This window comes from Arthrobacter sp. Y3224198, from assembly GCF_059090025.1.
The window spans coordinates 1-13,338 of the sequence record NZ_JBNHFG010000051.1 but is presented as its reverse complement, the minus strand read 5'-3'; the positions used below and the strand labels follow the sequence as shown (position 1 = coordinate 13,338).

14 protein-coding genes and 1 tRNA gene are annotated in these 13,338 nt (G+C 67.6%); 7 read left to right on the top strand and 8 right to left on the bottom strand.

The genetic code is table 11. The annotated features are described in order from the left end of the window. A partial coding sequence (locus AC5RUF_RS15815; RefSeq protein WP_494131216.1) for an HPr family phosphocarrier protein occupies window positions 1-307 on the top strand: 307 nt, incomplete at its 5' end. Window positions 308-322: 15 nt separating this feature from the next. Here the strand turns inward: AC5RUF_RS15815 and AC5RUF_RS15810 are convergent. Further along, on the bottom strand, window positions 323-1,264 hold the full coding sequence (locus AC5RUF_RS15810) for an HhH-GPD family protein (RefSeq protein WP_494131215.1): 942 nt from the start codon (window positions 1,262-1,264) through the stop codon (window positions 323-325). A gap of 88 nt (window positions 1,265-1,352) precedes the next feature. On the opposite strand from AC5RUF_RS15810, the gene AC5RUF_RS15805 reads away from it, so the two are divergent. Beyond that, a complete protein-coding gene (locus tag AC5RUF_RS15805; RefSeq protein ID WP_494131214.1) occupies window positions 1,353-2,027 on the top strand; it encodes a hypothetical protein in 675 nt (224 codons plus the stop codon). Between the two features lie 16 nt (window positions 2,028-2,043). Here AC5RUF_RS15805 and disA read toward each other — a convergent pair whose 3' ends face one another. The 3 genes from disA to AC5RUF_RS15790 form a co-directional block, all read right to left on the bottom strand. Continuing rightward, window positions 2,044-3,120: a DNA integrity scanning diadenylate cyclase DisA gene (gene disA, locus AC5RUF_RS15800; protein WP_494131213.1), complete on the bottom strand. Its 1,077-nt coding sequence runs from the start codon at window positions 3,118-3,120 to the stop codon at window positions 2,044-2,046. Window positions 3,121-3,241: 121 nt separating this feature from the next. Next, complete coding sequence (radA, locus tag AC5RUF_RS15795; RefSeq protein WP_494131212.1) at window positions 3,242-4,609, bottom strand: DNA repair protein RadA; 1,368 nt, start codon at window positions 4,607-4,609, stop codon at window positions 3,242-3,244. A gap of 51 nt (window positions 4,610-4,660) precedes the next feature. Then, window positions 4,661-5,791 carry an FUSC family protein gene (locus AC5RUF_RS15790; RefSeq protein ID WP_493997187.1) on the bottom strand — a complete coding sequence of 377 codons (1,131 nt, stop codon included), beginning with the start codon at window positions 5,789-5,791 and terminating at the stop codon, window positions 4,661-4,663. Window positions 5,792-6,007: 216 nt separating this feature from the next. Here AC5RUF_RS15790 and pstS point away from each other — a divergent pair, with 216 nt between their 5' ends. The 4 genes from pstS to pstB all read left to right on the top strand — a co-directional run bounded on the left by pstS (window position 6,008) and on the right by pstB (window position 10,099). Continuing rightward, window positions 6,008-7,129 (top strand): phosphate ABC transporter substrate-binding protein PstS, encoded by a 1,122-nt coding sequence (gene pstS / locus AC5RUF_RS15785; RefSeq protein ID WP_493997186.1) that lies wholly within the window; start codon window positions 6,008-6,010, stop codon window positions 7,127-7,129. Window positions 7,130-7,250: 121 nt separating this feature from the next. Beyond that, on the top strand, window positions 7,251-8,180 hold the full coding sequence (gene pstC / locus AC5RUF_RS15780) for a phosphate ABC transporter permease subunit PstC (RefSeq protein ID WP_493997185.1): 930 nt from the start codon (window positions 7,251-7,253) through the stop codon (window positions 8,178-8,180). After that, complete coding sequence (gene pstA / locus AC5RUF_RS15775) at window positions 8,180-9,289, top strand: phosphate ABC transporter permease PstA (RefSeq protein WP_493997184.1); 1,110 nt, start codon at window positions 8,180-8,182, stop codon at window positions 9,287-9,289. Before pstC ends, pstA begins: the two co-directional genes overlap by 1 nt. A gap of 30 nt (window positions 9,290-9,319) precedes the next feature. Further along, window positions 9,320-10,099: a phosphate ABC transporter ATP-binding protein PstB gene (gene pstB / locus AC5RUF_RS15770; RefSeq protein ID WP_493997183.1), complete on the top strand. Its 780-nt coding sequence runs from the start codon at window positions 9,320-9,322 to the stop codon at window positions 10,097-10,099. Between the two features lie 17 nt (window positions 10,100-10,116). Here the strand turns inward: pstB and AC5RUF_RS15765 are convergent, their stop codons facing one another. The 3 genes from AC5RUF_RS15765 to AC5RUF_RS15755 form a co-directional block, all read right to left on the bottom strand. Beyond that, window positions 10,117-11,127, bottom strand: coding sequence for an inorganic phosphate transporter (locus AC5RUF_RS15765; protein WP_494131211.1), 1,011 nt, complete (start codon window positions 11,125-11,127; stop codon window positions 10,117-10,119). Between the two features lies 1 nt (window position 11,128). Further along, on the bottom strand, window positions 11,129-11,746 hold the full coding sequence (locus AC5RUF_RS15760; RefSeq protein WP_494131210.1) for a DUF47 domain-containing protein: 618 nt from the start codon (window positions 11,744-11,746) through the stop codon (window positions 11,129-11,131). Window positions 11,747-12,019: 273 nt separating this feature from the next. Then, window positions 12,020-12,661 (bottom strand): hypothetical protein, encoded by a 642-nt coding sequence (locus AC5RUF_RS15755; RefSeq protein ID WP_493998458.1) that lies wholly within the window; start codon window positions 12,659-12,661, stop codon window positions 12,020-12,022. A 197-nt stretch (window positions 12,662-12,858) separates the two neighbouring features. Between AC5RUF_RS15755 and AC5RUF_RS15750 the strand changes: the two genes are divergently transcribed. Further along, window positions 12,859-12,931, top strand: a tRNA-Lys gene (locus AC5RUF_RS15750). A gap of 47 nt (window positions 12,932-12,978) precedes the next feature. On the opposite strand, the gene AC5RUF_RS15745 is transcribed toward AC5RUF_RS15750, so the two are convergent. Further along, window positions 12,979-13,338 (bottom strand): CDGSH iron-sulfur domain-containing protein (locus AC5RUF_RS15745; protein ID WP_494131209.1); only part of this gene is annotated, 360 nt, incomplete at its 5' end.

The following is a 13,338-nucleotide window of genomic DNA, read 5'->3' as shown; positions in this document are numbered from 1 at the left end:
CCCGGGCGGGGCGACCGCAGGGGAGGCTGCTCCGGCCGGCGGTTCGGCAGAGTCCGCCAGCGGCGCATGGACGCTGGTGAACCCGATGGGACTGCACGCGCGCCCGGCGGCTGCGGTCGCCCAGCTGCTGGATGACCTGGACGCAGAAATCACGATCAACGGGGTGGACGGCAAATCCGTGATGATGCTGATGACCCTCGGACTGAAACCGGGCGAGACCCTCAGTGCCACGGCCACGGGGCCGGACGCCGCCAAGGCGATGGAACTGCTTGGAGCCCAGGTGCGCAACGGTTTCGGGGAAATCTGACCCAAGGCGGCACGGCTACAGCGGCAGCGACACTCCGCGGTGGTCTTCGGCTGCCAGCCGGTCTGTGATGAGCCCGGCCAGGGCGCGCTCCAGCTGTTCCTGCGGCGCCTGCAGCCGGTGCAGGGTTTCCAGCGGCGTCAGGTCTGCCGGCAGCCGCGGAACGGCTGCCAGGTCCACCGGGGCATGCAGGAGGAGTTCGCGGCGCACGGGAGAGTCCGCGTGGCGCAGGACGGCCATCATGGCGCCGCGTACCTGCCGGTCCGTTCCCGCCCAGGCCTGGCCCTTGGCCACATAATGCGGTTCGGGCCGGCCGGCGGCCACCCACGCGCACTTATCCAGCACGGGACACTCGTCGCAGCGCGGGCTGCGTGCGGTGCAGACCAGGGCGCCCAGCTCCATCACGGCCGCGTTCCACGCCACGGACTCGGCGTCGCCGGCGGGCAGCAGGGTCCTGGCCAGCCGCATTTCAGCCGCCGTGAGGGAGGGGGCCGGCAGGGCGTTACCTGACACGGCACGCGCATGGACGCGGCGGATGTTGGTATCCACCACGCATTCGCGCCGGCCGAAGGCAAACGCGGCCACCGCAGCGGCCGTATAGTCGCCCACCCCGGGAAGGGCCAGGAGTTCGGCATAGGTGGACGGGACGTCACCGGAACCGGCCGCAATGGTGGTTGCCGCGGCGTGCAGCCGCAGTGCCCGCCGCGGGTAGCCCAGCCGGCCCCAGGCGCGGACGGCTTCTCCGCTGGGCTCGGCGGCCAGGGCGGCAGGATCGGGCCAGCGCCGCATCCACTCCTCCCATACGGGAAGGACACGGACCACCGGGGTTTGCTGAAGCATGATTTCACTGACCAGCACACCCCACGGACTGCACTCCGGCTCGCGCCAGGGCAGCCGGCGCCCGTTGGCGGTAAACCACTCTGTGATGCTGCGGTGCAGTGCTTTCGCCTGCGGATCCATCCGTGCTCCCTCGGGTTATGACCAGCAATACTCTACTAATCGGCGTGGTGTGCCAAGTAATCGCGGCGCAGATACCTAGCCTTGAAGCATGGACGGGATGGGAACTCAGCAGCAGCAGCGCCCCAGCGTTTCCCGGCGTCCCAGCCCGGCGGTTTACCGCCGGCGCAGGCTGGTGGCCGGGATCCTCGCACTGCTGGTCCTCACGGGCTTGGTCTTCGCGGTGATCGGGGTGGTGCGCGCCCTCACGCCGGACGAACCAACCGCCGCCGCCACCGTTCCCGCCCCCACGCTTACCCCGCCGGGCACGGCTCCTGCTGCTGCGCCGCCGGTTGCCGCATCCCCGGCCACGACAGAGTCGGCTGCCGCCCAGCAGGGGTCCCTCTGCCCTGCGGACAAGGTTGTGGTGGGCGCCTCCACGGACGCGCAGGTGTATCCGGCAGGCGCATCGCCGGTGCTGACCCTGACCGTCACCAACACCGGTGACACGGCCTGTGAGATCAACGTGGGCACCACCCAGATGGAGTTCGTGGTGGCCAGCGGATCAGACCGCATCTTCTCGTCCATGGACTGCCAGGACGGTGCCCAGGACTACATCAAGAAGGTGGAACCGGGGGCATCGGAAACCGCCAACTTCCCCTGGGACCGGAACAGGTCCGCGCCGGGCTGCGCCGCCGTGGCTTCCAACCCAAACCCGGGCTACTACATGTTCACCGCACGGCTGGGCCAGCTCAGCAGTGAAAACGCGGTATTCCAGCTGGAGTAACCGCGGCGCCGCTAGGCTACATAAACCGGTCGAGCAGGCTGGTTTCGGCGATCCGGGACAGCCCTTCACGCACCGTCCGGGCCCGCTGCTCGCCAATGCCGTCAACGGTCATCAGGTCATCGATGTTGGCGGCCATGAGGTTTTGCAGGCCGCCGAAATGGTCCACCAAACGGTTGGACACGGCCGGCGGCACGGACTTGATGTTGCTCAGCAGGCGGTATCCGCGGGGTTGCACCACTGCTTCCAGTGAGTCCTGGCCCGGCTGGAAACCCACCACGGAGGCGATTTTGCCCAGGTCCACCATTTCGGAGGAGCTCATGTTCTGCAGGGTGGAAATCTGCTCCTCGATGTTCCGCTGTCCGTCATTGATGTCCGCGTAGTCCCGCAGGATCATTTCGCTGCCCGGACCGAGTCCGGTGGTCAGTTCCTCCAGCTGGAGGGAAAGCAGGCGGCCGTCCCCGCCGAGTTCCAGGACATACTGCGAGATCTCCTCGGAGATCCTCCGGACCATTTCCTGGCGTTGGAGGGTCACCGCGACATCGCGCACCGTGACCATGGCCTCGATCTCCAGGGCGGAAAGGGAATTGGTGACCTGGTCCAGCCGCGCGCGGTAGCGTTCGAGCGTGGCGAGGGCCTGGTTGGCACGGGCGAGCACCGGTTCCGAACCTTCCAGCACATGGCGGAGTCCGCCTACGTAGAGCTGGATGATCTGCATGGACTGGCTGACCGAGATTACCGGGAACCCGGTCTGGATGGCCACGCGTTCGGCAGTGCGGTGCCGGGTTCCCGACTCGTGCGTTTCGATGGTGTGGTCCGGAACCAGCTGAACCGCGGCCCGGAGAATGTTCTTGGCATCGCGGTCGCACACAATGGCGCCGTCCATCTTGGCCAGTTCCCGGAGCCGGGTGGGGGAGAAGTCGATGCCGATGTCGAAGCCGCCGGAACAGATCGAATCCACGGTGCGGTCGAACCCGAGGACAATCAGTGCGCCGGTACGCCCACGCAGGATGCGTTCGAGGCCGTCCCGGAGTTCGGTTCCGGGTGCCACCCGCGCCAATGTTGCTTTGAGCGCGTCTTCGGGGCTGCGGGCCATGGTCACTTCCTTCCGGCCCGGGGGCCCTGGAGAATCCGGGCAAGGCTTGCCCGTCCCTATACTAGTGCGACTTCGCAACACGCCGCCGCAGCGGCACGGGCACCGGCCTGTCCCGCAGGGCCTAGAAGAGCAGTTCCAGCGCCTCGGCCAGGGTGGAAACCTCCCGCACCTTGAAACCTACCGGCACATTTCCGGGCCCGTTGGGTGAGGCCGGAACCACGGCGTGCGTGAAGCCGAGCCGTTCGGCCTCGTTGATCCGCCGTCCGATGCCCGGCACGGGCCGGACCTCGCCGGCCAGGCCCACCTCGCCGAAGGCAATGAGCTGGGCCGGCAGGGGCTTGTTCATTTTGGCCGAGGCCACCGCCAGGGCAACGGCCAGGTCCGTGGCCGGCTCGCCGAGCTTCACACCGCCCACGGTCGCCACATAACTGTCATCCTTGGCCAGGCTCATGGACGCCCGCTGCTGCAGCACGGCCAGGAGCATGGCCACCCGGGAGGCATCCAGCCCGCTGGTGGCGCGGCGGGCCTGGGCATTGCCGGTTTCGGCGACCAGGGACTGGACCTCGGCCACCAGCGGACGCTTGCCCTCGAGCGTGACCGTAATGCAGGTGCCCGAGACGGGATCCTTGGTCCGCGAAACAAACAGGCCGCTGGGATCTGCCAGCCCTTCGATACCGTCTTCGGTCAGGTCAAAGCAGCCCACCTCGTCGGTGGGCCCGTACCGGTTCTTCACGGCCCGCAGCAGGCGCAGCCGGGAGTGCCTGTCGCCGTCGAACTGGCAGACCACATCCACGAGGTGCTCCAGCAGCCGTGGACCGGCGATGGACCCGTCCTTGGTGACGTGGCCGACCAGCAGAGTGGTCATATTGCGGGTCTTGGCGGCATTGATCAGGGACGCGGCCACTTCGCGGACCTGGCTGACGCCGCCGGCGCTGCCGTCCACAGCGGTGCTGCTCAGGGTCTGGACAGAGTCCACGATCAGCAGTCCCGGAGCCACCTGTTCCACCTGGCCCAGTGCCTGGCCCAGGTCCGTTTCGGCGCTGAGGTAGAGGTTTTCCGACACGGCGCCGATCCGTTCGGCCCGCAGCTTCACCTGCGCGGTGGATTCCTCGCCCGTGACATACAGGACGTCGCGGCCGGCCCCGGCAACGCGGGAGGCAACGTCCAGGAGCAGGGTGGACTTGCCCACACCCGGCTCGCCCGCCAGCAGGATCACCGCGCCGGGAACCAGCCCGCCGCCCAGCACCCGGTCCAGTTCACCCACACCGGTGGCCTGGTAGGCGGCGGTGGTGGCGTCCACTTCCCCGATCCGCTGGGCCGGGCGGGCCACCACGGTGGCCGCGGTGGTGCGGGCCAGGACCTCGCCGGCTTCCTCCACCGTTCCCCAGGCCTGGCACTCGCCGCAGCGCCCCACCCACTTGGCTGTGGTCCAGCCGCACTCCGAGCAGCGGAAATTGGCGGTCTTGGGCCGAGCGGTTTTTGTTGCCATGTCCCCAAGGCTATCCGGCGGGACTGACAGTCCCGCCGTAAGGGACGGGCGTCAGACTTCCGAGAGGTAGCTGACGGCCTCTTCGTGGCTGAGGCCGGTGGACTCGAGCAGGTCCACCACCAGGGGGCGGAAGAGCATGATCAGCGCGTCTCCCTGCAGGTCGGTGATGGCCAGCGCCTTGGGGTGCAGCCGGGATCCGACGGCAGCCAGCTCGTTGCGGGCCTGGCGCAGGTGCCGGTGCCTTGCGTCGGTGCTTTCCCCGCCGCCCAGGGCGCGGGCGAGGACATCCACGGCATCGGCCGTATCCGTGAGCACTTCGGACACATTCTCGATCGCTTCGTCGCTGAGCGAGGCATGGTTGATGGCCGACGTCGTCCGGCGCGCGAACACCCGGCTGTTGCGGACCGCCAGGTCCAGGAAGCCGATGGAGCCGCGCAGGTCCCCCAGTTCCGCCAGGTAGCGCCGGTAGGCCGGGGAAATCCGGGCCACCTCGCGGGCGTCGCGGACGCTGCGGGCCAGGGTGTCCAGCTGCGGCTGCGTGTTGCGGGCCCGGACCAGCGCGTGCCAGGCAATGGTGGAATCGCTTTTGGCCAGGGCTTCGGAACACTGGCGCAGTACGGCGGAGAGCTCGTGCAGCAGTTCGCGGATGTTGGACTTGGGTTCCCGGCGAGGATCGCGCGGGGCCAGCATGGTGACCACCAGCGCAAACACGCCTCCCACTATGGCATCCACGCTGCGGGTGAACACGCCGCCGTCGGGTGCAGGCAGCAGCACCACCAGCAGGGACTGCAGGCCCAGCTGGGTGGTGAAGATGACCCCGCGGTCCAGGAAACGGGCCAGCATCACGGAGACGAACAGGACCACCGCGGCCTGGATCAGCCCGTTGCCCAGCAGCGTCAGCAGGATTTCGCCCACCGTAATGCCCAAGGTGCAGCCGATGCCCACCTCCAGGACACGGCGCGTACGGGGTTCCCGGGAGAAGCCCAGCGAAATCAGCGCCGCGGTCGCCGCGAAGAGCGGCCCCTGGTGGCCCAGCACGTACTCGGCAAAGGCGTAGGCTCCGACGGCGCAAATGGTCATCTGCAGGGCCGGAACCACCGAATTACGGCTGCGCTGCAGCCCTACCCGGACCCGGTTCCGCAGGAAACCCCGGCTTTTGGCGAAGGAGCTGCGTTGGGGCATGGACCCAGTCTAGGGGAGGGGCAGGAAACCTGTATCCGGCGTTACATCCGGCATGAAAACGGATGTTCCGCAGATGAGCGGGCAGCGTTAACTTTCCGTTCACCTTCCTTCGCCACGCTGGGACAGGAACGTGCTGGTGGTTCCGCCAAACGAAGCTCCATGTGACAGCTTCCGGCGCATTCCGCTCCGGACAACCCCTTTGAAAAGGACATGATGGTGAAGGTTTCAACTCCCCGCCGCGCTGCAACCGTTCTGACAGTTTCCCTTGCGGCCGTGCTGGGGCTGGCCGCCTGCGGCACGGACAGTGCTGCACCGACGGATGCCTCCCCCTCCGGCAGCGCCGCGGGCTCGGTTCAAGGCACGCTTTCCGGTGCCGGAGCCACCTCCCAGGATTCGGCCATGCAGGCCTGGATTGCGGGCTTCGGCGCCGCGAACCCGCAGGCCGCCGTGCAGTACTCCCCGGACGGGTCGGGTGCGGGGCGCGAAGCGCTGCTCGCCGGCGGCGTCCAGTTCGCCGGCACCGACGCCTATCTCGACGACGAGGAAGCGGCTGCCGCGGCCGATGTCTGCGGCCCGGAAGGCGCCATTCACATCCCGGCCTACATTTCGCCGATTGCCGTGGCCTTCCGGCTGGACGGCATCGATGAGTTGAACCTGGATGCCAAGACCATTGCCGGGATTTTCCGAGGCGACATCACGGCCTGGAATGACCCGGCCATTGCCGCCCAGAACGAAGGCGTGGACCTTCCCGCCACCGCCATCACGGCTGTGCACCGCGGTGACGAATCCGGCACCACCAAGAACTTCACCGACTACCTCTCCAAGGCAGCGCCCGAAGCATGGCCGGACAAGCCCTCCGGGGAATGGCCCGCCGCGACCGGGGAAAACGCCTCCGGCACCGGCGGAGTCATCTCCACGGTCACCGCCACCGAAGGCGCCATCACGTACGCCGATGCCTCCGCCGTCGGGGACCTGGGGCAGGTGCATGTGCTGGTGGGAGAGAAGTATGTTCCCGTCAGCGCCGACGCCGCAGCGCTCGCCGTGGAAGCCTCCACCCCCGTGACGGGGGAAGGCCGGCCCGAGGCGGACATGGCCATGGACCTGGACCGGGATACCGCCGAATCCGGGGCCTACCCGGTGGTGCTGGTGAGCTACCACGTCTTCTGCACCGCCTACCCCGACCAGGGCACCGTTGACCTGGTGAAGGCCTTCGGAACCTACGTTGTCAGCGCCGAGGGCCAGGACGCGGCCGCCGATGCGGCGGGCAGTGCACCGCTGTCGGATTCCCTGCGCAGCCGTGCCATGGAGGCGCTGGAGAGCATCCGGGTGGCTCCCTAGCCGCAGCAGCGATATTCCTGCCTTCCCCGGACGCGGGCGGGGAAGGCAGGACGCCCGTAAAACGGGCGGAGAACTTAAACTGATGGATGAAGCCCCGCCATACCGTCGAAGGGTTTGAGCAGTGTCGAGCAAGTCAATAACAGGTGAGGGCGGCGCCGGCCGTGCAGGAGACAAGGTCTTCTCCGGCGTAAGCGTGGCTGCCGGGTGCCTGATCCTCTTTGTGCTCTTCTGCGTGGCCGTATTCCTGCTGTGGCAGGCCCTGCCCGCCTTCACCGCCGACCAGGCGGACATCTCCGGCGGCAGCTTCGGCCGGTACATCCTGCCGCTGGTGATCGGAACGGTGATTGCCGCCGCCATCGCCCTGCTGATTGCCACCCCGGTGGGCATCGGCGTCGCCCTGTTTATTTCGCATTACGCGCCCCGGCGGCTTGCGCAGGGACTGGGATACCTCGTGGACCTGCTGGCGGCCATCCCGTCGGTGGTTTACGGCGCGTGGGGCATGACGGTGCTGGCACCGGCACTGGTAGGGCCCTACAACTGGTTGGCGGAGAACGCCGGCTGGATTCCCATCTTCGCCGGGCCGGCCAGCCAGACCGGTAAGACCATGCTGACGGCCGGCATCGTGCTTTCGGTGATGGTGCTGCCGATCATTACCTCGCTGACCCGGGAGATCTTCCTGCAGACGCCCAAGCTGCACGAGGAAGCGGCGCTCGCCATGGGTGCCACCCGCTGGGAAATGATCCGTATGGCAGTCTTCCCCTTCGCCCGCGCCGGCGTCATCAGCGCGGTGATGCTCGGCCTGGGCCGCGCGCTCGGCGAAACCATGGCGGTGGCCCTGGTCCTGTCCTCCGGCGGACTGATCGCCAGCCTGATCCGGCCCGGCAACCAGACCATTGCCGCTGAAATCGCCCTTAACTTTCCTGAGGCCTTCGGGCTCCGGCTTTCGGAACTGATCGCCGCAGGCCTCGTGCTGTTCCTGATCACGCTGGCAGTAAACATGGTTGCCCGCTGGATCATCAGCCGCCACAAAGAATTCTCGGGAGCCAACTGATGATCGATACACCGCCTGTCCTGAACCGGCCGGGGAGCCTGCTCACCAAGAACCGCCTGCCCCGCTATACGCCCTGGCTTGTCCTGGCCGGTGCCCTGGTCCTTGGGGCGGCCCTGTCGGCACTCCTCGGGTTCTCCATTGCCTCTTTCGCGATTTTTTCCGCCGTGCTGTTCACCCTCGGCGGCACAGCGGTCACCTGGATCGTGGAAGGGCGCCGCCACGCAGTGGACCGGCTGGCCACCAACCTGGTCTGCGGCGCGTTCCTGCTGGCCCTGCTGCCGCTGGTCTCGGTGATCTTCACCGTCCTGGTCCGGGGCCTTCCCGGCCTCAGCCCGGACTTCCTGCTCACCTCCATGGGCGGCATGACCGGCGCGGTTGACAACGCCTCGGTGGAGAACGGAACCGCAGTGCTCGGCGGCGCCTACCACGGCATCGTCGGCACCCTGCTGATCACGTTCTGGGCCACGGTCATTTCCGTGCCCGTGGGCCTGCTTGCCGCGGTCTACCTGGTGGAATACAGCCGCGGCGGAGCCCTGTCGCGTGCCATCACCTTCTTCGTTGACGTGATGACCGGCATTCCCTCCATTGTCGCGGGCCTGTTCGCGGCCGCGTTCTTCGGGCTGGTGTTCGGTCCGGGAACCCGGACCGGGTTCGTGGCCGCCGTCGCCCTGTCGGTCCTGATGATCCCCGTGGTGGTGCGATCCACCGAGGAAATGCTCAAGATTGTGCCCAACGAACTCCGGGAGGCCTCCTACGCCCTGGGAGTACGCAAGTGGCGCACCATCCTGAAGGTGGTTGTGCCCACCGCCATCTCCGGCATCGCCTCCGGCGTCACGCTGGCCATTGCCCGGGTCATCGGCGAGACCGCCCCGTTGCTGGTGACGGCGGGATTCGTGAACACCATCAACTTCAATGCCTTCGCGGGCTGGATGAGCACGCTGCCCACCTTCATCTACCGGCAGCTGATGAGCCCCACCTCCCCGACCAACACCGATCCCAGTACGCAGCGGGCCTGGGCAGCCGCTCTGATCCTCATCATCATGGTGATGCTGCTGAACCTCGCGGCACGCCTGATTGCCCGGATCTTCGCCCCCCGGAACTCCCGCTAGCCCCCTCAGCGGCATACCCAGAAGGAACCAATGTCCAAGCGCATCGACGTCAAAGACCTGAATGTCTATTACGGCAATTTCCTGGCCGTCCAGGACGTCAACATCAATATCGAACCCCGCTCGGTGACTGCCTTCATCGGCCCCTCGGGCTGCGGCAAATCCACTTTCCTCCGCACGCTGAACCGGATGCACGAAGTCCTGCCCGGGGCGCGGGTGGAAGGCGAAGTGCTGCTGGACGGGGAAAACCTCTACGGTCCGGGCGTGGATCCGGTGACCGTGCGCAGCCACGTGGGCATGGTGTTCCAGCGGCCCAACCCGTTCCCCACCATGTCCATCCGGGACAACGTGCTGGCCGGCGTGAAGCTGAACAACAAGCGGATTTCCAGGTCCGACGCCGATGACCTGGTCGAACGCTCGCTCACCGGCGCGAACCTGTGGAAGGAGGTGCGGGACCGTCTGGACAAGCCCGGTTCCGGGCTCTCCGGCGGGCAGCAGCAGCGCCTGTGCATTGCCCGCGCCATCGCAGTGTCGCCGGAGGTGATCCTCATGGATGAGCCCTGCTCGGCCCTGGACCCCATCTCGACCCTGGCCATTGAGGACCTCATCGAGGAGCTCAAGAGCGACTACACCGTGGTCATCGTGACGCACAACATGCAGCAGGCGGCACGGGTCTCGGACAAGACGGCGTTCTTCAACATTGCCGGCACCGGCCAGCCGGGCCGCCTGATCGAATACGCGGATACCCCGGTCATCTTCAGCAACCCCGCCGAGAAGGCTACGGAGGACTACGTTTCCGGGCGCTTCGGGTAACCGCCCGGCCCGCCCGGCTAGAGGAGCGGGCTGATGGCGAGCAGCAGGATGCCGCCCAGCAGGGCCGTTACCGGCGCCGTCGTCAGCCAGGTGACCAGGATTTCCCGCAGCGGGATCAGCCGCACCGTGGAGAACCGCTGGTTGGTCCCCGCGCCCACTATCGCCGACGTCATGGTCTGGGTGCTGGAGAGGGGGATGTGCAGCCACAGGGCGCCGAGGAAGAGCAGGGATGAACTGACGGCCTGGGCGCTCATGCCGCGCAGCGGATCCATCCGGACCAGCCGGTAACCCAGCGTGTGGGTGATGCGCCAGCCTCCGAACAGGGTCCCCGCGGCCAGGGTCAGCGCCGCGAACAGCTGCACCCAGAAGGGGATACCGCCGTCGTGCGTGGCGCCTGCGGCCAGCAGTGCCAGGACCAGCACGGCCATGGTCCGCTGTCCGTCCTGGATGCCGTGCCCCAGGGAGAAGGCGGAGGTGAAGACCGACTGGGCAATCCGGTTGCCGGCGTCGCCCCGGCGCGGGGAGCTGTAGCGCATCAGCCAAGTGGCAGGGAAGACCAGCAGGTAGGCCAGCACAAAGGCAATCGCCGGGGAGAGCAGCAGCGGCAGGGCGATCTGTTCCCAGATCAGCCGGTAGGACTCGGCAATGTTCTGCCCGCCGACCAGGGTGGAGGCCGCGCCCGACCCCACCAGGCCGCCCACCAGGGCGTGGGTGGACGACGACGGCATTCTGCGCCACCAGGTCCACACGCCCCAGCCGCAGGCCGCCGTCAGCCCGGCTATCAGGATGCCCAGCCCCTCGGGCCCGGGCGGCAGGTCCACGAACCGGACCGTCAGCGCCACGGCCAGCGCCGTGCTGACCAGCGCACCCAGCAGATTAAAGACCGCGGCCAGCGTCACCGCCACCCCGGGAGTCAGCGCCCGGGTGCGGACCGACGTCGCTACCGAATTGGACGCGTCATGGAAGCCGTTGAGGAAGGCGTAGACGCCGGCGAGCAGGACGACGCCCGCCAGGAGGACGGCCGACACCCTAGGATTCCCGCACCAGGACGCTGCCGACGAAGGTGGCGGCGCGGCGGAGCTGGGAAGTGGTGCCCGAAAGCTGGTCGGCGAGGTCCCGGTGCCGGGCGTAGGCCAGCGGCTTGTATTCACGCATCAGTTCGGACACCCAGATCCGGCGGGTGCGCTCCGCACGCCGGGCCAGGCGGAGCATTTCGATCCAGTACTCGTCCAGGTCCTCCAGCGATGCCAGCCGGCGCATGGCGGAGACGGTCACTTCGGCCTGGCGTCCGATGACCTCCAGCTGTTCCGAGGCCCGGCGGGAAACGCCGGTGAGCTTGTACAGGGAGATGGTCTCGGCTGAGGCGTCCAGGCACTCCATGGCCGACATCAGGATCAGGGACAACTCATAGAGGTCCTCCCGCGGGAGGGGGTTGATAAAGCTGGTGCGCATCTGCGTCATCAGAGCGAAGTGCAGATCGGCGGTATCCGCATCGATCTGGTGCAGCTGTTCGGTCAGCCGGTCGAATTCCTCCGGATCGGCGCCCAGGATCTCGGCAAGCACGCCGGTTCCGCGCAGCAACTGCGAGGCCATGCGGGCCAGCAGTTCCAGCCCGGCGTTTTCCTGCGGGAAAAGGTGGAGTTTCACGCCGGCCGCAATGTGCTGGCCGGGGGAGGGGGGAAAATTCTCACAGGCCCAAGAATATCCGATCGGCGATGAAGGGATACGGGAACCCGGCTTTTGGAAAAGTAACGGTGCCGGACCGGGAGCGCCTCTCGGCGGAAGGCCGCTCGAAGCGGCTCAGAGTTGAAGCCCGGGGGTTCCGCAGTCCGACACCAATTTCAGTTTTCTACGCCCGGTCGGGGATGTCAACACGACTGCCGGCGGCGGCGGGACAGTGTGAGGACCGCCACGCCCGGGTCAGTCGAGTTCGCCCCGGCGCCACGCGGCGGCGGAATGCTCCAGGTCTTCGGCGGTGAGCACCAGCTGGCGGGCGTTGCGGGTCAGCAGGGTGGCCCGGTCCCCGTGGGAGGCTTCGGAGGAATCGGCGTGGTGGGTCTGGCCGAGGGCAACCACCCGGCAGAAAGCAGCAAAGCGTTCCAGTGCCACATCGAAGTCGCCTTCGAAGGCTCCGGACAGGATGGTGTCCGCCATGGTGCGGATCTCATCCGCGCCCAGCGGCTCGGCTACGCCTGCCACCACCTTGGACACCTGCGCCACGTCCTTGCCGGCGGCGTAGAACGCGGCGACGCGCTCCGGGTTCTGCTGGATGGCGGCACGCAGGGCGTAGAGCCGCCAGAGGGCCCCGGGCAGCGAGCGGGCAGGGCTTTCCGCCCACATTTCGGCTACGGCTTCCACGCCCTGCTGGTCGGTCAGCTCGACCAGGCGGCGGGTTACTTCGGGATCGGTACTCTCACGACCGTGGTGGACCAGGGCCTGGGCGGCCAGGTGGGCCGCTTCCGAGATGCGGGCCGGATCGGCGCCGCCGGGGAAGTTGGCGAAGTCCACGGGTGCAAGAGGCTTTGGCTTGTGATGGCGCGGCGTTGGGTTGGACTCACTCATATTCGAAGAATACTCCCGCATTTCCGCAGAATCGAGGCGGGGGCAGGCGCGCGCGGAAGGGCCGCTTCCGAGCTCCGGCTAGGCTCCGTTTTTCCCTTCCGGGCCTTCCCTGGAAGGGCCGCGGTGCGGCTTTTCCACGATCTGTGCGGTGTGCGATAAAGTGGGACAGTCGGTCTGTGCAGTAGGCAGACCGGCTGGCGCCTATAGCTCAGTTGGTAGAGCAACGTCCTTTTAAGTCGTGGGTCGCAGGTTCGAGCCCTGCTGGGCGCACCCAAAACGAATGGCCTGCCTTCTTCCTGAAGGCAGGCCATTCGTCTTTAATTATCTTCAACCGCGGTGTCGGCGGCGGTGGCCGGCGTGCGGCCGGGGCGGGGCTGGTCCGCCGTTTCCTCCGCGGTTCGGCGCGCCGGCTCCGGGACCGGACGACGCCGGGTGGTATCGAACTTCATCAGCTTGTGCGTTCCGTCGCAGTAGGGCTTGATGGCCGAACCGCCACACCGGCACAGTGCCACGGTCTCCCTGTCCCGGGGAACCGGCACGCCGTCGGGCGTCACGATCTCGAAGTCGCCGCGGACCAGGAGCGGCCCGTTGGGGCAGGCCACAATCGAGGCGGGCGCGCCGGCGCGCGGCAGGGCAGCGGCCGGCTCTTCCGCGACGGGTTCCGCTGCCGGTTCCGG